The 20,739-nt window shown below is 43.5% G+C and carries 15 protein-coding genes; 9 read left to right on the top strand and 6 right to left on the bottom strand.

What is annotated here, in order from left to right; genetic code table 11:
• Positions 1 to 154: 154 nt before the first annotated feature.
• Positions 155 to 3,322, bottom strand: a complete 3,168-nt coding sequence (locus tag MHM99_RS15145) for a TonB-dependent receptor (protein ID WP_187447207.1) — start codon at positions 3,320 to 3,322, stop codon at positions 155 to 157.
• A 424-nt stretch (positions 3,323 to 3,746) separates the two neighbouring features.
• On the opposite strand from MHM99_RS15145, the gene MHM99_RS15150 reads away from it, so the two are divergent.
• From MHM99_RS15150 to MHM99_RS15170, 5 genes are all read left to right on the top strand, one after another.
• Positions 3,747 to 4,601 (top strand): PhnD/SsuA/transferrin family substrate-binding protein, encoded by an 855-nt coding sequence (locus tag MHM99_RS15150; protein ID WP_168463575.1) that lies wholly within the window; start codon positions 3,747 to 3,749, stop codon positions 4,599 to 4,601.
• A complete protein-coding gene (locus tag MHM99_RS15155) occupies positions 4,598 to 5,548 on the top strand; it encodes a hypothetical protein (protein WP_168463569.1) in 951 nt (316 codons plus the stop codon). The genes MHM99_RS15150 and MHM99_RS15155 overlap by 4 nt, the downstream gene beginning before the upstream one ends.
• Before the next feature lie 208 nt (positions 5,549 to 5,756).
• Positions 5,757 to 6,380 (top strand): uridine kinase, encoded by a 624-nt coding sequence (udk, locus tag MHM99_RS15160; RefSeq protein WP_014950808.1) that lies wholly within the window; start codon positions 5,757 to 5,759, stop codon positions 6,378 to 6,380.
• 12 nt (positions 6,381 to 6,392) lie between these two features.
• Positions 6,393 to 7,604: a NupC/NupG family nucleoside CNT transporter gene (locus tag MHM99_RS15165; RefSeq protein ID WP_239220032.1), complete on the top strand. Its 1,212-nt coding sequence runs from the start codon at positions 6,393 to 6,395 to the stop codon at positions 7,602 to 7,604.
• 169 nt (positions 7,605 to 7,773) lie between these two features.
• Positions 7,774 to 8,613 carry an isopenicillin N synthase family oxygenase gene (locus MHM99_RS15170; RefSeq protein WP_168463570.1) on the top strand — a complete coding sequence of 280 codons (840 nt, stop codon included), beginning with the start codon at positions 7,774 to 7,776 and terminating at the stop codon, positions 8,611 to 8,613.
• Between the two features lie 55 nt (positions 8,614 to 8,668).
• Here MHM99_RS15170 and MHM99_RS15175 read toward each other — a convergent pair whose 3' ends face one another.
• On the bottom strand, positions 8,669 to 9,826 hold the full coding sequence (locus tag MHM99_RS15175) for a tetratricopeptide repeat protein (protein ID WP_239220034.1): 1,158 nt from the start codon (positions 9,824 to 9,826) through the stop codon (positions 8,669 to 8,671).
• Positions 9,827 to 10,111: 285 nt separating this feature from the next.
• Here MHM99_RS15175 and MHM99_RS15180 point away from each other — a divergent pair, with 285 nt between their 5' ends.
• The 3 genes from MHM99_RS15180 to MHM99_RS15190 all read left to right on the top strand — a co-directional run bounded on the left by MHM99_RS15180 (position 10,112) and on the right by MHM99_RS15190 (position 12,360).
• Positions 10,112 to 10,618 carry a fasciclin domain-containing protein gene (locus MHM99_RS15180; protein WP_239220036.1) on the top strand — a complete coding sequence of 169 codons (507 nt, stop codon included), beginning with the start codon at positions 10,112 to 10,114 and terminating at the stop codon, positions 10,616 to 10,618.
• A 207-nt stretch (positions 10,619 to 10,825) separates the two neighbouring features.
• Positions 10,826 to 11,245, top strand: a complete 420-nt coding sequence (locus MHM99_RS15185; protein WP_014950813.1) for an MAPEG family protein — start codon at positions 10,826 to 10,828, stop codon at positions 11,243 to 11,245.
• 134 nt (positions 11,246 to 11,379) lie between these two features.
• Positions 11,380 to 12,360 carry a diguanylate cyclase gene (locus MHM99_RS15190; RefSeq protein WP_239220051.1) on the top strand — a complete coding sequence of 327 codons (981 nt, stop codon included), beginning with the start codon at positions 11,380 to 11,382 and terminating at the stop codon, positions 12,358 to 12,360.
• A 32-nt stretch (positions 12,361 to 12,392) separates the two neighbouring features.
• On the opposite strand, the gene MHM99_RS15195 is transcribed toward MHM99_RS15190, so the two are convergent.
• The 4 genes from MHM99_RS15195 to MHM99_RS15210 form a co-directional block, all read right to left on the bottom strand.
• A complete protein-coding gene (locus tag MHM99_RS15195; RefSeq protein WP_239220053.1) occupies positions 12,393 to 13,082 on the bottom strand; it encodes a 3'-5' exonuclease in 690 nt (229 codons plus the stop codon).
• Between the two features lie 4 nt (positions 13,083 to 13,086).
• Positions 13,087 to 14,916: a putative nucleotidyltransferase substrate binding domain-containing protein gene (locus MHM99_RS15200; protein WP_239220055.1), complete on the bottom strand. Its 1,830-nt coding sequence runs from the start codon at positions 14,914 to 14,916 to the stop codon at positions 13,087 to 13,089.
• Between the two features lie 98 nt (positions 14,917 to 15,014).
• The gene (locus MHM99_RS15205; RefSeq protein ID WP_014980378.1) at positions 15,015 to 16,721 is read right to left on the bottom strand and encodes a sodium:solute symporter family protein; all 1,707 of its coding nucleotides are present in this window, start codon (positions 16,719 to 16,721) and stop codon (positions 15,015 to 15,017) included.
• 3 nt (positions 16,722 to 16,724) lie between these two features.
• Entirely contained in the window at positions 16,725 to 16,991 is a 267-nt protein-coding gene (locus MHM99_RS15210) for a DUF4212 domain-containing protein (protein ID WP_014950817.1), read from the bottom strand.
• A 257-nt stretch (positions 16,992 to 17,248) separates the two neighbouring features.
• Here MHM99_RS15210 and MHM99_RS15215 point away from each other — a divergent pair, with 257 nt between their 5' ends.
• Positions 17,249 to 20,692: a PAS-domain containing protein gene (locus MHM99_RS15215; protein ID WP_239220057.1), complete on the top strand. Its 3,444-nt coding sequence runs from the start codon at positions 17,249 to 17,251 to the stop codon at positions 20,690 to 20,692.
• The last annotated feature ends 47 nt before the right edge of the window (positions 20,693 to 20,739 follow it).

Consider the following 20,739-nt stretch of genomic DNA (forward strand, 5'->3'; position numbering starts at 1 on the left):
GTCAATCAGTTCGACTAATGTACGTATTCAGATCATTAAAAAAGTGGAGGATCGTTAGATTGCATGGTTATGAGATTAATGACGGGCATAAAAAAGTGCCACTTCCTGTTAAGGAGAGTGGCACCTAACACTACAATAGGTTCACACCATTGGATTAGAAGCTGTACTTAACACCAACTCGGATTTGCCATAATGATTGCTCATTAAAGAATCCATTTTGATTAGTGTTACCTTCAAAGAACTCGTTGTACGTATATGTACCATCGCTATTTAGCGATGCATCAAGTACAGGAGCTGAAACGAATGGACCAATTTTACGAACGCCCCAATCATCATTTAAGAAGTTACCAACGTTCTTAAGGATGAAGTATGCACTTGCGCGATGACCTTTCATGAAACCAGGAAGTTGCTGGTCAATACGGAAGTCAACTCGAGAATACCATTCAGCATTTTCAGAGTTACGCTCAAGGATTTCGCCGCGAGCAAAACCACCTTCATCGATGAATGAGTTGAATGCACCTAAGTCGAAGCCTTCTGCATACGTCACGTTTGGATCATCAACTTCTGGGATGTAAAGAAGTGCATTGTTTGTTCTAAACTGCGCGTCGCCGATCGTGATACCGTCAAAGGTGTACGAGAATGGACGACCTTGCTGGCGAGATCCGAATAGCGAGAAGCTTGTTTTGTAACCGTCAACAATTTCAGTCGAATAACGCAAGTTAAACGTAAAGCGATGTGGCACTTCGTAGTTCGAAGTTGCGATACCAGGGTTTAACGGGTCTGATGAAGCAAAGTTAGTAAAGTTCGAGAACGCTACTGAACTTGCCATTGGTGTAACGTCTTCAGAGCGGTTGTATGCATAACCGAATGAAGCATCTAAACCAAAGTCATATTCTTTTTGAACAGCAAAAGAGATAGTGGTCGACTTGCCATCTTCACGAGCATTGGTAAGTACTAAGTCACTCTTACGGAAGTTACGGAAAACAGCGTCACCATCGTCATTAGTTCCAACTTGAATATAGTCGTAGATAGGTCGACCGTCAGCTGCAAAAGTAACGTTTTCTGTGTCCCAACCAACATTTATGATTTGTGCACTATCTTGCTTCTTGTTGTGAAGAATATCTGCTTGGAATACATAATCGCTGTCTGTTACCCAAGTGAAACCAAGATTGAACTTCCATTCGCTAGGAATCTCAAAATCAGGGTCTACGGCATTCGTTGAAGGCTCATTACCCAAAGATGGATCTGCATCAGCAACTTCATCAAACATCTCTTGAAGTGGTGAGTAAATTAGGCGACCACCATTAACCAGCGGAACCGTGTTACCGTTCTCATCGAACAACTCAAAATCACTGCGATAAGTATCAATATTTGTAATACCGTCGTTAGAGAAAGAGTTTGATAGCCAAACGTTAGGGTTACCACCAGAGTATAGGCCTACACCACCACGTACTTCCATATTGTCATTCAATGTATAGTTGAAGCCAAAGCGAGGCTGCAATAAATCAATTCCATCGAATGTTGAAGTGTTGTCATAACCATAGCGTTGAGCAAATACTTCATTGCGCTTAGGCTTGTCATCACTGCTGTATTTGTCATAACGAAGACCGAACAACAAAGTTAGGTCATCAAGGATCCACTCGTCTTGAACATAAAGCGTGTTCGTTTCATAAGAGAATCGTTGCGCTGCGTCCTGAGGATTATTTGTGCCAGCAGAGTTGTTGTAGTAGATGTCGTCAGCCAAACCAGCTTCAAAATCATCAATAGTTTCGAAACGGTATTCACCAATAGTATGTTGCATGAACAAGTTAAATGCTTCTAGCTCTTCATACTCATAACCGAATGTAATTGTATGGTTATCTAGGTAGTACGTACCAGCGAACTTGGCAGTTGTGCTATTCCAATCCATTTCGTTAGATTGACGAGAGTCATCTGGACCGAAAAAGACGTCTGCACCGTTTACTCTATCGATGCGAATTTCACCAAAACCACTGTCAGCATCTAGTGAGTTTTGACGGTTGGTAAGCTTGATTCGACCTAAGCGAACTTCGGTAGAGAAGTCGTCGGTCCAGTCTGAGTACAATGAAGCAACTGTTGAATTAAGCTTTGCACCTACTTCGTAGAAATGGCTATCTAAAGAAAGAGCTGTCGAGTAGTCATCAGATTGGTCGATTCTAAAGCCATCGTTATAGTTATAAACTAATGATGCACGGTGAGCGTCGTTGATGTTCCAATCAAGCTTAACAAGTACTTTCTCGTCTTCCACAGGCATTGAGCCAGGCGTACCGCCGATATCGTAATCGTAAACACGTGACGCAATTTCACGAATGCGATCGATATCTTGTTGTGATACTTGGTTACCTAGAGGGCCGTAAGAGAAGATTTGAGCGCCTTCAAGTTTTTCATAAGCACCAAAGAAGAAAAGTTCATCTTTGATTAGTGGAAGACCAACGTTTACACCGTAGCGCTTTTCAGTAAAGTCGCCTGTATCAACGTCTGTATCTTCTACTTTATCACCCATTAATGAATCACTAGTGTAATCATAGAAAGCACTACCGTGAACTTCATTTGTACCCGATTTTGTAACTGCGTTGATGTTACACGCCGTAAAACCACCGTATTGCACGTCAAATGGTGCAAGCTCAACGGTTACTTGGTCAATTGCATCGAAAGAGAATGGCATTCTAACAGTCGGATAACCATTTTGGTTCAAACCGAAACTGTCGTTCATACGAACACCATCAACAGTTAGTGCACTAAAACGTGGGTTACCACCACCACAGATGATCGCCTCTTCGCCGTCGCTTTCAGAAATACTAATACGAGGATCTACACGAACGATATCTTTTAGGTCACGGTTTGCAGAAGGAGCAGACTCTAAATCTTCAAGATTGAATGTTGACGCAGGACTTTTTTGACCGAATACGTCGTACCCCATTTGAGAAGCTGTAACTTGAATTCTTTCAACGTCAGCTTCGTCAGTTAGCGCTAAATTAAGAACTAAAGGCTCACCTAGTTGCAAATAAACATCACTTATGACTTTATCATCAAACTTATCTGAATCAAATTCAACAGTATAAGGACCACCTACGCGTAGACCTTGAGAGCTAAATTGCCCTGCGTTGTTAACTTGAACGGTTTTTCTGGCGCCAGTGGGGACGTGGGTAATAATAACTGTAGTTCCTGCTGCTGGAGCTCCTGCTGGACCAACTAGGCTACCTTTAATTGATGAAGACGTTTCTTGCGCCATTACAGCGGTAGACAACCCGATGGACAGCGCAACAGCAGCCGCAATACGGCTGAATTTAGCTGGAGAGTTCATGTGTGTGTTTCCCTTTTTGTTTAAAATTCTTTTTTATGGACTTGCGCAGGGCGTTGGCCCTATCAAGACCACTTACTATTCTAGTACCACGAAGAATTGTTATCGAGATTCATGTCAAATTTATTACAGTTTTACATTTTTGTTTAACACCAATTGCCCGACGCTAGTGACTTTGTAAAAAATTACTTGACCATGTAGTCAAGTTAACTTACTTGTTATTGTTGTTGTCTATCTGCAGCAATTGGACAGTGCTATTCTTGGCAGATGTGCGACTAATAAACAGCGTTTAATAAAAATCAGATTTACCTATAAAAATAAACTATATTTCAATAGCTTAACGATTTAAAATAAATTTACCTATTGCAATAAATAACCTTAACTGATGAAATCCCCACATAAATCGTTAATTCATTTGGTCGTTTTTTTGGCGAATTTTAGAATTGTTGCCTCCGGAAAGTGGATATTATTTGTCATCGTCGCTATCGCGTGCGGTACTTTTAGCTATTTACAAAAAAACAATGTTTATAGTGACATCACCCCACAAACTGGTCAATTTTTATACTGCAAAACTAAATTAAGTGCGAATAGCGACATTTTTTCAGTGTATGTTACCGACGGTCGCATTGCTGAAATGGCAAGAGATAGATTGTGCGCTGACAGCACAATAAAGAAGCAATTCGGCGAAGTAAAAATTATCATCGGTCAAAGCGACTATGACACGTTTCGCTACATCAACCACGGCGTTGTTGACCTTGCATTAGTGAAAAAGAACGTGGTCGACGCGTTTGGCGCTGACCAAATATATGGGCTGTCTAAAGTGGCATCGCACCCTAATTACAGCGCCTTTTTCATTGCGTTACGCGAACGCCCGCAATTAAGTAAAGAATACTTGCTCGGTAAAAAAATTGGTTTATTAGATTACCCAAGTAGTCGCTCAGGCCACATTGTACCCAAAACTATCCTACAAAATTTAGGGTTAAGCGACACAAACGTATCAATTGTATATTACAGTTCCCATCAAGAGCTTCGCAGAGCACTGTTAGCAGGTGATGTTGACATTATTTCGTCTTATTGGGCTGAAGATGACAGTGATCGCTTTTCAAGAAATTACGCAACACCGTTACAAGAAAGCATAGGTGGAATGCAGTGGTACCTGAAAATGCAGACACAAAACACCGATTTGTTCTGTGCTATGCAGTCTGTTGTACATGAAATAGCAATGGCTCGCCCGCGACCATATTACAAAAATATTACACTTGAAGCGGGGTGTAACAAATGATCAAACCTAAGTTCAAATCGCCTGCATGCATAACGTTAAACTGGGCACTGCTATTTCTGTGCTTACAGACTATCGCGCTGATTGGCCAGTACTTTTCATTTAAGGCTGATATTCATGAAGCGCAAGATAAAGTCGAACGTCGTATAAGCCTAGACAGCGCATTTCTAGATGTGGGCAATGTAACGCTTAATACGCCGGTCAATCAGCATGCTATCTATAGCTATTTAGATAGATTAAATAGCGAACTAACCAAAGAAGGCTATCCTATTTTAGTGAGCCATATTCAGGAAATCAGCGTTCAATCTCAAGATTTCACACAATACCCTAACGTGACATCTACCTTACTGATAAATGCAGAGCAACGTATTGTACTTGAAATGCGCAGTAAGTCGTCATGGAGTGGAGTAGGATTTAGTTTTATAGCATTGCTCTGCTCACTTTTACTACTTCCAGTATTTTCTATTGCAACGAAAAAGCGTAAGAAAGTGTCGGCTGTTGAAGAAGAATTGCTGCCGCCAACACCGAAGCTCATTATTAATCTCAAAGATAAAACACTTTCAAACGGTGTTGATGACAAGGTAGTTGCACTACAGAATAAGCCATTATGTTTCTATACTGCTTTAGTTAAGTTTTGTATTGAGTACCCCAATCAGCCGCTTCCTCCGCATAAAGATGTACCACATGAACTTATGATTCTTGCTAACAAGAGCTTTGGTAGACTGATTGAACTTGGGCATACTAAACGCAAAAGGCCAGACTTCAACGCGAATTTAGACAAAACCTTGAGCGAGATCCGTGCAGCCCTTGATGAAGTGTTTGCCGGATTCACTGAAGAAAAAGAAATATACTATCCACCTCGGGCTCAGGGTGAGGGCTCTCGCTCGAAGCAGCATTCGTATGCATTACCGAGTATTAAGGATGACGATATAGAGATAATTGGTAACTAGCGATATTTTGACTTGTTCAGTTAAAAACTGACCACTTGGAGAACTTTTTGGTATTTTTTGTAAGCTGACTAAACGCCCTGCAATACCTTGAAAATACGATAAAGTTCTAGCAAAGACCGATCCAAAAACCGAGAACTTGTGAATATAACATTGATTCGCGAGGCCTAAACGCGTATCTTTGCACCAACAAAATCAGCTTTATAGTACTATGCAATCGCCACTTATTATTGCCATTTCTGGAGCTTCTGGCTCTGGGAAGTCTCTTTTTACAAAAAATTTGTTTAACGGTTTCAGTGCTCAAGGCCGCCCTGTTCAAGTGCTGCGCGAGGATCACTATTACCGTGCGCAAGATCATCTTCCCATGGAGCAACGTGAGAAGAACAACTATGATCACCCGAATGCCTTTGAACATGAGCTTTTAAAAGCACACTTGCAAGCATTGCGCGATGGTCAGCCTATTGACTATCCACATTACTGCTATAAAACGCATACGCGTTTGCCTGAAACTGAGCGTCTAAATCCTGCGCCAGTCATTATTCTTGAAGGTATCATGCTACTTGCTCGTACTGATCTACTTCCTTTGTACGACGTGAAGATCTTCATTGATACTCCTCTTGATATTTGTTTGATGCGCAGAATGATGCGCGACCTAAAAGAACGCGGTCGTAGTATTGAGTCGGTGGCAAAACAGTACGAAGAAACTGTTAAGCCTATGTATCATCAATTTATTGAACCTAGCCGCTTCACTGCCGACGTAGTAGTGACGCAAGGCGGCAAAAACCAAATTGCATTAGATGTGATCAAATCACACATTCAGCAAGCGCTTCTTTAAGGGAACATAACTATGGTGAGTTTACTGGGCATTGCAGTACTTCTGGGTATTGCCTTCGCGTTATCATCGGCGAAACGCAATATAAATTGGCGCACCGTTGGTGGCGCATTTGCTATTCAAGCATCCGTTGGCGCGTTTGTCCTGTATTCTGAACCTGGTAAAGAAGTATTGTTGAGCGCGACGCGTTTTGTCGCCAACATCATTGCTTATAGCCAAGAAGGCATTAATTTCTTGTTCGGTCCTATTGGCGACAAGTCGATAGCGTTTATTTTTGCCTTTAACGTGCTTCCAGTTATCGTGTTTTTCTCGGCGCTTATTGCCGTTCTTTATCACCTAAAAGTAATGGGTTTGATCATCAAGGTTATCGGTGGCTTTTTACAGAAAGCACTGGGAACTAGCCGACCTGAATCCATGTCTTCTGCTGCCAACATTTTTGTGGGCCAAACAGAAGCGCCTCTTGTGGTTCGCCCTTTTATTCCACACATGACGAGTTCTGAGCTATTTGCCATTATGGTGGGTGGTTTGGCGTCAATTGCTGGTTCAGTAATGGCGGGCTACGCAGGCATGGGGGTAGATCTTAAGTATTTGCTAGCAGCCAGCTTTATGGCTGCTCCAGGTGGCTTACTTATGGCAAAAATCATGTTGCCAGAAACCAGTAAGCCAAATGAAGATTTACATGACGTAGATGCGGAAGATACCGGCTACGCCAATGTATTTGATGCAGCCGCCAGTGGCGCAGCATCAGGCATGCAACTTGCGTTGAACGTAGGTGCAATGCTACTCGCTTTCATAGCACTTATTGCCATGTTTAACGGTCTTATTGGCTGGACAGCAGAGTTGTTTGGCTATGAAAACGTGACGTTTGAAGGGATCCTGGGTTATGTGCTTCAACCTCTTGCATGGGCAATCGGCGTACCATGGGAGGAAGCGCAACTTGCAGGCAGCTTTATTGGTCAGAAAATGGTAGTTAACGAATTTGTCGCCTACCTAAACTTCCTAGAGAACCAATCACAGCTATCTGAAGCATCTCAGGCCATTATCACCTTTGCACTTTGTGGTTTTGCAAACTTCTCTTCTATCGCTATTTTGATGGGTGGAATTGGTGCCATGGCACCAACACGCAGAAAAGAAATTGCGAGGCTGGGGTTAAAAGCTGTTATTGCTGCAACGTTATCTAACTTAATGAGTGCCGCGCTAGCGGGCTTTTACCTCTCTCTTGGTTAAATTTCATTAATTTGGACCAGTTGGTCAATATTTTACTAGACTAACTGGTCAGGTTTCTGTAAATTACGCGCAAATTCCTCGCGGGGTTGATTTATGTCAATTTCTGCGACTTTTTTCTGTAGCCCGTCTACCTTTATAATGCCGCAGTCAAAATATACGGGATAAAGTTATGCAATTAGTTGCTGTTGATTACCAAGCGGAAAACGCACAAGAAGAATTCGTGAAGTCACTTCGCGAGACAGGGTTCGGTGTTTTAAAAAATCACCCTATCCGACAGTCATTAGTTCAAGGTATTTACGACAATTGGCAGGGCTTCTTCGACAGTGAAGAGAAGAACGATTACCTGTACAACAAGGGTAAACAAGACGGATTTTTCCCTCAGAGCGTATCTGAGGTAGCCAAAGGCTTTACGAAAAAAGACATTAAAGAGTATTACCACTTCTATCCGTGGGGTCAGTGTCCAGAAGCGCTACACCCGCAGATTTCTCAGTACTATGAGGAGGCAAATACACTAGCGAAAGAGCTATTGGGTTGGATAGAAAAACATTCTCCTTCAGAGGTGAGCGATAAGTACAGTCAACCGCTAGGTGACATGATCAAAGATTCTGATCAAACTTTGCTACGTATACTGCACTACCCACCACTAAAAGGTGATGAAGAAGTAGACGCAATTCGCGCAGCTGCTCACGAAGATATTAATTTGATTACTATCTTGCCTGCAGCCAACGAGCCTGGATTGCAAGTACAAGCTAAAGACGGTAGTTGGATTGAAGTTCCTTGTGATTTCGGGAACTTGATTGTGAATATTGGCGACATGCTTCAAGAAGCGTCTGGCGGATACTTCCCATCAACTACGCATAGGGTTGTAAACCCAGATGGTGCTGACATGACGAAATCTCGTATTTCATTGCCACTGTTCTTACACCCTAGACCAGATGTTGTTCTTTCAGAACGTCATACCGCAGGGTCATACCTGCAAGAGCGCCTTCGTGAGCTGGGCGTTATATAAATTAAGTTCCTTTTGTAGTGTTATTCTTTTGCCGCAGCTAGTCTGCGGCTTTTTTTTAGCTGCTTGCTAACGTTGCCAGTTTTGAAGAATAGCGTTGCTTTTCTTGCTCATTGGGCGAATACCTGACCGCTCGCTCTAGATAACGTTGAGCTTCACTTACATCACCTAACTCGTGATAGGCCTTTGCCATCCCAAATAGAATCTCATGGCGCGCGTTATCAAGTCTTAGTCCTCTTTCGTAATGAACTATTGCCAATGCAATATCACCTGCCTCAAGTGCCTGTTCTCCTAAAATGTAATGGTAATATGGATTATGCTTCCGCTTAGCTTCTACCATTTGTGTTATTTTTAAAGCCTCGTCATCTCTATCTTGATAAGTGTAAAGAATGGATAAATTTTCCCATGCGGTTAAGTTTTCTTCATTTAACGATAGTGCGTGTTTGTATGTCATTTCAGCCTGTTCATATTCATCCACCATCCTATAAAGCACACCTAAGTTCACCCAGCTCTGCTGAAGTTCGGGAGCGACTTTTGCTGCTGCACGAAAATAGCTATAGGCCCGAGTGTAGCTGTTCGCCACTAAGGCATCCGCTCCTTTGTTGTTGTAATACATTGCTATTACTTTGTTTTTGGAAACGGCATTTCTTGGGAAGTAATTTCGCAGCATTTGTGGATCAAAATCAACGTCTGCCCACGTTCCTCCCACAGCTGCAACAGGACTTTCATTTGGCAATGAGAGTCGAAGGTTAATGTGCCCATTCAGTAAGCTATACCCTTCTCGTCGTGTCCAGTATTCCGGAATTTCCACCTCGTAAAATGTTGCATTGAGTCCAACGTGTTCTGCCAAAGCGTACGTCATAATGGAAAGAGACAGGCAGTTCGCGGCTCGGTTATTAAATGTTGTATTTGCCGTTGTATTTGCGCTGTTACGATAAAGCATCCCATGATCAGAATGATCGAAAATTGCTTTTACTAACCCTTTTACATTCTTTTGCAGGATACTTTTTTCGTAAACTGCCCTTTCGGCAAAAAACTGTGCGTCTTCGTCTAAGTAAAAAATTTCATCTGAAGACTCTACGGGAAATAACGTATAGGAAGGAAAGAGACTGTCATTTAACAAAGTGGGCGCATCTTTTACATGCTGATTATCAGTGGTTTGGCAAGCGGCAAGCACTATGCATAACAACAAAGGAACAGCGAGTCGAGCATTCATAATAGGCACCTTTCTTATTTACTCGATAGATTAAGTATAGCAGCGCACCATGAATTTACATTTTATTTACAACTCAATTTAAAGCTCGTTCAACGCATAATTTTACTCGCTTCCTTAGGTGCTCATAAATTGCGACTTGGTATTACACAAAGTTAATCATCAAATTTCCCTGAAGTGCCGTAACAATTCTCAATTCAGTAGCTTTCAGTGGCGTAGGTCAGTAGTTGGCGAAACGAAGGATGTTGAATTTCACTTAACGTAATTTAATAGGTAAAAGGAAAGAGTATGAAAAAGTTAATTAGTGCGTTCTTCTTAGTTGTATTGAGTGCCTCAGCGCTTGCTGGCCATCATGCCAAGGAAGGACATAAAGATATTGTCGACACCGCTGCAAGCAACGACATGTTCTCTACACTTGTCACCGCAGTTAAGTCTGCCGACTTGGTCACTACACTAAAGGGAGACGGGCCATTCACTGTATTCGCTCCCACCGATGAAGCTTTTGCTGCACTGCCGGCAGGCACCATTGAAATGCTATTGAAACCTGAGAATAAACAAACCCTTGTTAAAATTCTCACTTATCACGTAGTAACGGGTAAAGTCACAGCAAAAGATGTAGCTGGGCTATCTGATGCCACTACCGTCGAAGGAAGCAAGGTAATGGTCTCAACTGATATGAATAAGGTTATGATAAACGACGCAAATGTGATCAAAGCCGACATCATGACGAGTAACGGTGTTATTCACGTGATCGATACCGTGTTGCTTCCAAACGATGTTAAAGCGGCGCTGTAATCCCTCTTGCAAAGAAAAGCGCTGAAAACGAAAGCACTAAAAATTAGTGCTTTCGTTCATCGATTTATGCATGTGCTTCGATCTCTTCAACAAGTCTCGGCGTAGAAACATTAAACGGTTAGTTGGTCACGGGCATGTTTAAACAGGCCTTCGTTGTCATCTAACCAGTCGTCTGAATCCATTCAAGGAATAAAGAAAGGAGTTCACGTGTTCACAGTCTACACATATAGTATTGCGGGCCTTTTGCTTATTAGCTTTACCGTTTTCGTGCAAAACATCGTTGCCGCTATCGCTCACAGAAAACAGTCTCGCTATATTCCAGGGAAAGTCAGCGAGGAATTGAGTCATGATAGTTTCGTATTCAGAAGCCACAGAACATTTCACAATTCGCTCGAAAATATTCATCAGTTTACGCTCCCAGCTCTTCTTTGCATTTTTCTTGGCGCATCAACCAGCATACTTGCAGCACTTGTTTGGATTTACGCGCTAAGTCGCATCATTCATATGGGACTGTATTACGCAATCGCTACAGAAAAAAATCCAAGCCCGAGAAGCTATTTTTATATGATAGGCACGCTGTGTACCTTCGGCGTATTTGGTCTTGCAGTGTTTAATTTGTTTTCCTAGAAACGATATAAAGTAAGAAGATAAGAGTGAAATTGAACCAAATGGTTAAATATTAAACTTTTGGTTAATCCACATTTTCTAAAATTAGGCGTACTCTTGAACCTGAACACTCACCTTTGTGTTTAGGAGTACTTGTGTATATTGAACAAGTTGGCGACCGAACTTTAGCAGATTGCAAAGTACTGATTGTCGACGACCAAGCCAGCAGCAGACTTGTTCTGGAAACTTTACTTGAAGACACAGTCGCCTGCGCCTCTGTGGGCTCAGGTAAAGAAGCAATTGAATATTGCAAGTACCATACGCCTGACCTAATCCTCATGGATGTTTCAATGCCCGAAATAGACGGGCATCAGACCACCGCATTGTTAAGAAAAAAGCCGTTGTGTGCTCACATTCCTATTATTTTCGTGACCTCTTCGTCAAGTGATGAAGAAGAGTCGAGATGTTGGGAATCTGGCTGCGTTGACTTTGTGGTGAAGCCGGTAAACGCTTGTACCCTGCGCAACCGTGTAAAATCACACATCAATCACAAGCTTAGAAACGATTTGCTCGAAAAGCTTATCTATGTAGATAAGTTAACAGGTGCCTACAATCGCCACTATTTAGATGACTATTTACCCCGTTTAGTGAGAGATGGGTTACGTAATGTTACTCCTCTCTCCTTGGTTATTTTTGATGTTGATCACTTTAAACTGTTCAATGATATGTATGGTCATATAGATGGCGATAGCTGTTTGTGGAAGGTCAGTAAAACGATCAACGACGCCCTACTTCGACCCATGGACAAATTAGTGAGAATTGGCGGTGAAGAGTTTTTGGTTATTCTGCCTAACACCGATGTAGACGGCGCGAAAGCCGTCACTGAGCGCTTATTGCAAACGGTTTATGACCTGAATATTCCTCATGCGGCATCTGAGTATGAGCGCGTTACGCTAAGTGCAGGCTTAGCCGTCAAGCATGCTGATGACAATAAAACTATCGACTACGTCATGTTAGAAGCAGACAAAAATCTGTATGTGGCTAAAACCTCTGGACGGAATCAACTCGTGGCGCCGACAGCGGTAAGCGCTGGCAAAATAAATGCACCGAGTCATCCCACAAAACTTAAGGCCTAGGCACTATAATTAGCATCGCCTTGCTTTAGACGCTAATGCGGTACTCCCAGCTTAAAACGGCCAATAGCATTCGTGTGAGCCAAAGACTCGAGTGAATTCTCCAAAGTAATTCCCAATTCATTTAGCTGTGCGTAAAACAACTGTATTGTCGCTAGCGCATCATCTAGTGCGTTGTGTTCAGGAAACGCGGGTAAGTCTAACCGTTGCCTACAAACCGTTAGCGTTGCACTATTACTCGGTAGCACCTGATGTTGTTTGTTTAACTGATAAAGTGCGAGCTGAAGCGTATCAATATAGAGCACTTCCAACTGCGGTAATCCACACCGTTTGAAGGCACTATCAAGCGCCATCAAATCTAATCGCGCATTGTGAAAAATTAGAACATGTGTCTTCAGTAGTGGTAGCAATGAATTGATGGCGTCTGCTAAGCCTTCGCCTTGTTGCAAAATATCTAAGGTCAATCCGTGTATTACAGGGCTTTGTCCTAAGTCCGCTGACGTATTAATAACGTGATAGCCACTGGAGGAAAGCGTAATTTTTCCAGCTGAACCACTTACATAACCAATCGATGTAATTTGAGTTGTCACAGGGTCTAACGATGTGAGTTCTAAATCAACAGACGCCAAAGGGGTGTCGCCCAACGTTTTATCACGTAACGACTTTCTGAATTGACGATTCCCAAACAGTACCGATGCACAGGCTTCGATTATTCGCGTTATCATGGGGTTAACTTACGCCGCCAGAGAACTTCATAACCATTGCTTGATTGGTTCGCTCTATAGCCTTGAATGCAGCTTTTAGCTGATGCTTTTCTATCGATGATAAACTTGAAACCGACACACGATTGTCCGTTACTTTATTTTCCAACTGATGACGCCAACGCAAACGATTTAAAAACAGCCAAATATCACGTAGGTTAGTCGCATCTCTTTTTGAGAGCTGTGAATTTTCCGATAGCGCGTCTAACCGGGCAAGTGTGTTAGGCAACGTCACACCATCAGCTAGCGCGTATATGCGGGCGATATTGTTAATTAAGGCCACGGCTCGGGTTTTAAGGTCGATAACGTCCTTCTCTCTACGGCCTTTTTCATAAATGAACTTTTGAAACATGGAAAGCGGAACCGATATTTCGTTACTATTTCTCGTAAGCGCTGCTAAGAACATATTTTGCTTCATCAAGGGGGCTCTTTGACGCTGCAACTGCTTAAATAAACTTATATCCCCGGCTGCGCAGCGAACATCAAGAAAAATATTAAAGTGCATAATCGCATCTTTAGTTGGTGCTTTTACCCATCGCTTAGCTTCTTCAATGGCTTCTTCAAGCGAGAGTCTAAGCTTAGGATTACTCGCCATAATATTACCATCGCACAGTTTAATGCCGCATTTGGCCAAACCGTTGCACACATAATCAGCCATTTTTGCGAAATATTCTGCTTGCGCTTCGCTTGGCCGCTCAGCAAGAAGCAGTCCATTGTCTTGATCCGAACCCATCGTCTGATCTTCTCTTGCCTGTGAGCCATAAACAAGCCACGCAAACATCATGGGGGCTTTACCGTTAGCCTGTTGGAAAAAGCCAATAAGCTTTCTTGTCATAATATCGGTAGCTTGAGACAAAATTTTGCCAGCAATGTCATAGTCCCCTGCTTTTTTCGCATGAGCAGAGAAATAATGCGGCAATTGCCAGGATAGCCGTGTTAATTCGTAAAGGTTTTCCGCTTTGCTTAGCTCTCCAATTATAAAAAGAACGTTACCACGCTGATGACGAATAATATCGCTGGCTGTCACCATACCCAATGGCACAAGGGTTTGCTGGTCGATAACGGGTAGGTGATGGATGTTCCTTTCGGTCATAAGCGCCAAGGCATCAAATAGCGTTCTATTTCCCATAATCTGCGCAGGATTAGGCGTCATTATATGACTGACTGGAAGATGAATATCGAGAGAGGCGGCAACCACTCTTGAACGTAAGTCTCGGTCGGTGATAATGCCAATAAGCTTATCTTCTCGTGTAACCAGTAATGACGATACCTTTTGAGTTGTCATAAGCTGCGCCGCAGCTGTAATTGAGGTTTCTACGTCCACCGACACGGGAGACTTATTAATAACATCCTCAAGCCCTTTATAAAGCCACATGGAGTTGCTATCGGAAATAGCATGGTTTTGAAGGGCATTATTGCGCAGCCCATCAAAAAAATTTCGAATTGCTGGCAGTTCAAATAACGGGGTAACAGCAGATGCTTCAAAACAGTAAACCAGACCTGGACTGTCTACACTGATGCTTAATGAAAAATTACGTTTTTCCATTATATTGGTGTAGCCGAAATAGTCGCCCTCACTTAAATGGCGTAAAGGGGCATCTGAATCTTGGACGGAAAACTGTCCATTTTGAATAAGAAAAAGTGACGATTTACCCTTTTGCAGGTCGCCCACATTATCCGCTGTTAGGTAAATCAATTCAGTATGTTTTACTAGCTCAAGCTTTTGCTCTTTATCCAGCATGTCAAAAGGTGCTGAAGTGTTGAGAAAGTCTTCAACTTGTTTAGCCATCGCAGTCATAGGGAATGTCCAGTTCACAAAAAGAAAAAACCAACCTACTCACTTTCGCCAGTAGATTGGTTTTATTTTGCTAAAGCCTATCTTAAGGCAACATTAGTTTAGTGCGCTGATGCTTCACCCGCTCCTTTAGGATAACGAATGCTTTCAACCAGTTCTTGGATTTCTTCTGGCGCTTCATCTGTTGCTTTGAACACAAGGAAAGCCACAATGAAGTTCACCATCATACCTAAGGTACCAATACCTTCAGGAGAAATACCGAACCACCAGTTGTCAGGCGTATTGGCCGCTGGGTTTACAAATTTGAAGTAAATAATATAAGCCGCAGTGAAGGCAATACCTGAAATCATACCAGCAATAGCACCTTTATCGTTCATGCGCTTGCTGAAGATACCCATAATAATTGCCGGGAAGAAACTCGACGCCGCTAAGCCGAAGGCAAATGCCACCACCTGTGCAACAAAGCCTGGCGGATTGATACCGAAGTAACCTGCTATGACAATGGCCACCCCAGCAGCAAGTCGCGCATACATGAGCTCGGCTTTATCGGTAATGTTTGGCATAAAGTTTCGTTTCAGTAAATCATGGGAAACAGAGGTTGAAATAACCAGCAGCAAGCCTGCGGACGTTGACAGTGCTGCTGCCACACCACCCGCTGCAACGAGTGCAATAACCCACGCAGGTAAGTTCGCAATTTCAGGATTAGCCAATACCATGATATCGCGGTCAACTTTCATTTCGTTGCGCTCGTCACCCGAATAGAACATCTTGCCATCACCGTTCTTATCTTCATATGAGATAAGGCCAGTTTGTTCCCAGTTTTTAATCCACGACGGCGCTTCTTCATAGCTAGTTCCCGTCATTTCAGGTCCATTAATGGTTTCGATCATATTCACACGGGCAAACGCTGCTAGTGACGGTGCTGTGGTATATAGAATTGCGATAAACGCTAGTGCATAGCCTGCAGATTTACGCGCATCGTGAACTTTAGGCACAGTGAAGAAGCGAACGATTACGTGTGGAAGACCCGCTGTACCTACCATTAACGCAAAGGTGATAAAGAATACATCAATGGTACTTTTTGTTCCTGAGGTGTATTCGTTAAAGCCTAACTCGACAGACAAATTATCGAGTTTCTGCAGCATATGCACCCCCGAACCGTCTGCTAAGGTTGCACCAAAGCCGGTTTGCGGCAGGATATGTCCTGTTACCATCATAGAGATAAATACCGCTGGTACAATGTAGGCGAAAATCATTACACAATACTGTGCAACTTGCGTGTAAGTAATGCCTTTCATACCGCCAAGTACCGTGTAGAAGAACACGATAACCATACCGATAACCACGCCAGACACAATATCAACCTCTAAGAAGCGGCTGAATACCACACCTACGCCACGCATTTGACCTGCAACGTATGTAAAGCAAACGAAGATTGCACAAAATACAGCAACCGTACGCGCGGTTTGTGAGTAATAACGATCCCCAATGAAGTCAGGTACCGTGAATTTGCCAAATTTACGTAAATAGGGAGCTAAACAAAGCGCAAGTAGAACATAACCACCTGTCCACCCCATTAGATATACTGCACCGTCATACCCCATAAATGAGATAAGACCCGCCATTGAAATGAACGAGGCTGCCGACATCCAATCTGCTGCCGTTGCCATCCCATTCATAACGGGAGGTACGCCGCCACCTGCAACGTAAAAATCGTTAGTTGAGCCTGCGCGAGCCCAAATAGCGATGGCGATATAAAGCGCAAACGATGCGCCAACGATAATAAACGTTAAAGTTTGAACGTCCATGATTTACTCCTCATCTACGCCGTAGCGTTTGTCCATGGCGTTCATCTTCGCCATGTAGACAAAGATCAATGCAACAAATACGTAAATTGCGCCCTGCTGCGCAAACCAGAAGCCTAATTTAAAGCCAAAAAATTGGATTTCATTTAAGATATCGACAAAAATAATGCCGGCACCGAATGATACGATAAACCAAACGACTAAAAGCTTGGCGAGAAGAGCGAGATTCTCCCTCCAATACGCTTTTTTGTCCTCTTCGTTTCTAAATGCCATTGTTTCACCCTCATGTCAGGTTAATTGATTGTTATGATTTTACATATTCCTAACGCCCGGCTTTGTTAACGTTATTGCTGCGTGTTACGTGGTTGAGGAAAGACAATCACAAGCAGCAAAGTCAAGCATTTAGGAGCTCGCGTATTACTCTAGACCTGCCTTTAAAAATTCAAAATGAGACCATGGTCGTAGGTAGACCATGGTCGAAATGATTATAATAGCGACAGCATTGTTAAAACTAAGTTAAAAGGAACGTTATGGTTTTTGGTTGGGTAACACTTGCAGTACTGTACCTCTTCTTGCTGTTTTCACTGGCGAGTTGGGGTGAAAAGAACTCGCCCACCGCTAGAGCACTAACGTCACATCCCGCTATATATTCGCTGGCCCTCGCTATTTATTGTACCGCATGGACTTTTTTCGGCATGGTAGGCCAAGCAAGTAGAGACACCTGGATTTACCTGCCAATCATGCTTGGGCCTATTCTCGTTTACGTCTTGGGTTATAAGTTTATTTACAAGTTAACCCTCGTCAGCAAGAAGCAACACATCACTACCATTTCCGACTTCATCGCGTCGCGCTATGGCAAGCGCCAAACCGTAGCTTTGGTAGTTACGCTTATCGCGCTCCTTGCCACTATTCCTTATATCGCGCTTCAGTTAAAAGCAGTGGGCGCTACTTTCCAACTCCTTACTCAGCAGCCTAACAGCAACGGCATTATTATTGCCGCCACTGGCTTCATCGCGGCATTCGCAATATATTTCGGTACCCGGCAAACGGACGTCACCGAGTACCGACGGGGTTTGATGCTGGCTATCGCCTTCGAGTCGACCATTAAATTGCTGGCGTTAGTGCTGGTTGCCATTGTTGGTTATAGTGCGTGGAAGCGCACACAGTCTGGTCCATTCTTCGAAAGTTTCACCAATGAAATAGCCTTGGCGCAGTTTGGTTCTTTTACTTTTATCGCTCAAACTATCATGGCGGCAGCGGCCATTGTTTGTTTGCCTAGGCAGTTTCACGTTGCCATTATTGATAACCTAAGCCTAGGTCATCTGCGCACGGCAAGGTGGTTATTCCCTCTCTACCTGACCATTATTTCAGCGGTAATTCCTATTATCGCCATTGCAGGCAAAGCCATTTTTGCTGGCGCTAATATCGAGCCCGACTCTTACGTACTGTCACTGGCTGTATTTTCAGAGTCAGTTCTTCTTCAAGTGATTGTCTTCGTAGGCGGGCTCTCTGCCGCAACAGCTATGATCATTGTGGCAACACTCACACTGAGTACTATGCTCACCAACGATGTGATTCTGCCGCGCATTCTTGCATTTACAGGTAATACCGATGACAAACAGGACGTGTCGAGCAAAATCAGGCTTATTCGCCGTATCGTCATCGCGTTTATCTTGCTTATGGCGTTTTTGTACCACCAGCAAATGACCAGCAGCCGCTCGCTTCATTCAATTGGGCTTATTGCGTTCTCGTTAGTTATCCAGCTTATGCCAGCCATTGTTGGCGGACTTTACTGGAAGCGCGCGCATGCGCACGGGGTTTACGCAGGGCTAATGGTGGGATTAGTGATTTGGGTGTTATGGCTTGTGCTTCCTATTGTGAGCGAGCAAGTTTCACAAATGGAGCAAAACGAACTCATTAGCCAAGGCGCTATGATCAGCTTAGCGGCAAACACCTTTGTTTACATACTCTTTTCACACTTTGCACCGCAGCGTCTTATCGACAGAATGCAAGCTGAAGCCTTTGTGTCCCCTGCCATTTCCACTAACAACACCGTTAAAGCTCAGGCAACTAACGTGACCGTCTCCGATCTCATAACGCTATTGTCGACCTTTATGGGATCTGGGCGTTGTGAACAATTGTTAGAGCAATATCAGCAACTCAATAATTGCCAATTAAAGCACGACGATACGCCGGATGAGTCGTTTTTATCATTTTGCGAACGCGCCTTGGGTGGCGTTATTGGCGCATCGAGTGCCAAAGTACTGCTAGACAGCGCATTGCGTGGTAAGAAGATGGACTTTACCGAGGTTATCAACTTCTTCGATGACACAACGCAAGCCATGCAATTTAATATGACTGCACTACTCACTTCACTTGAAAACATGGACCAAGGCATTAGCGTAGTCGACAAACACTTAAATTTAGTAGCGTGGAATAAACGCTATGCCAACCTCTACACTTACCCGGATAACTTGTTGGCAGTGGGTACGCCTATAGAAAAGCTTATTCGGTATAACGCATCACAAGGTGAGTTCGGCGCAGATAACGTAGACGGTGAAGTAGAAAAAAGGCTGGCTCATTTGCGCTCTGGTATGCCCCATCGCTTCACGCGACAACGAATGGATGGACGGGTTATTGAAATGGTAGGTAATCCTTTACCTGGCGGAGGCTTCGTAACAAGCTTCAACGACATCACCGGACACATGGAAATACAGCAAGCGCTTGAAGAATCAAACATTGACCTTGAGGCTCGTATTAAGAAGCGTACTGAAGAAGTACACTCCATAAACGCCGAGCTTCGACTTGAAATAGAACGGCGCTCTGATGCCGAGAAAGAACTGATAAGGGCACGAAAGGCTGCAGAAGATGCCAATGCCAGTAAAACCCGTTTCTTGGCGCTCGCAAGCCATGATGTGTTGCAGCCGCTAAATGCGGCCAAGCTCTACGTGAGCGCCCTTGAAGAACAAGAACTGACTGAGTCAGCGCTAGCCATTATTCAAAAGCTTAGCCATAGCGTGACGTCTAGTGAAACACTGATTGGCACTTTGCTGGATATTGCACGCTTAGACCAAGGTGAAATGAAACCCGATATTGAGTCTATTGATGTAAGGACCCTGCTGTCACCACTTGTGGACGAAATGGCAATGCGCGCGCGGGAAAAAGGACTTGGTTTTAAAGCGATTATACGTCCGTGCTGGGTTAAAGCTGACAAAACGTACTTATACCGAATAACGCAAAACTTGCTTTCAAATGCGGTGAAGTACACGGAAAATGGCCGCGTTTTGTTCATTATCAAGCCTGTCAAAGACACCGTTTATTTCAAAGTTATCGACACAGGTATTGGCATATCTACCGACAAAAAAGACAGTATTTTTGGTGACTTTTTCCGCGCGAACGAAAGCAAGGAACACGGCATAGGTCTTGGCTTGGGGGTTGTACGACGTTTAAGTCTGCAGTTGAACAGCGATATTAATGTTACCTCGAAAATAGGCAAAGGCAGCTGCTTTGCGTTTAGCTTGGGTAAAGCTGAGCCAAAACAGGTATCCAACGTTACAGCAAAGCCCCGCAGTACAACATTTACAGGCATGGACGTGCTTTGCGTGGACGATCAAAGAGAGAACTTAGATGCCATGCAGACCCTATTACAGAAATGGGGAATCAATGTGGTGCTTGCGAACAATTGGGATGACGCGTTGAAAGTCTGTGAGACTATTCAGCCTCAAATCTTACTCATGGATTATCAGCTCAGTCATGACAGCGAGAAAAATGGGCTGGCTTTGATTGAAGAGATAAGACATCGACTTAATATTGTGGTGCCAGCAGCGCTTATAACGGCGACACCAGATGAAAGCTTAGTTACACAGTGTAAAGCCCAAGGCGTAAACTTCTTAGCTAAACCGCTAAAACCAGCGAAACTGCGCGCACTACTCCAAAGTATGACGCGCTACATCAGGGAGGCGAAAAACGTGTAGCTAGTAGCTCGCTGCAGGTTTTTCGCTATATGAGTAAGGAAAGACGT

The sequence above is a fragment of the Alteromonas sp. MmMcT2-2 genome (assembly GCF_022348305.1).
Taxonomy (GTDB): Bacteria; Pseudomonadota; Gammaproteobacteria; order Enterobacterales; family Alteromonadaceae; genus Alteromonas; species Alteromonas macleodii.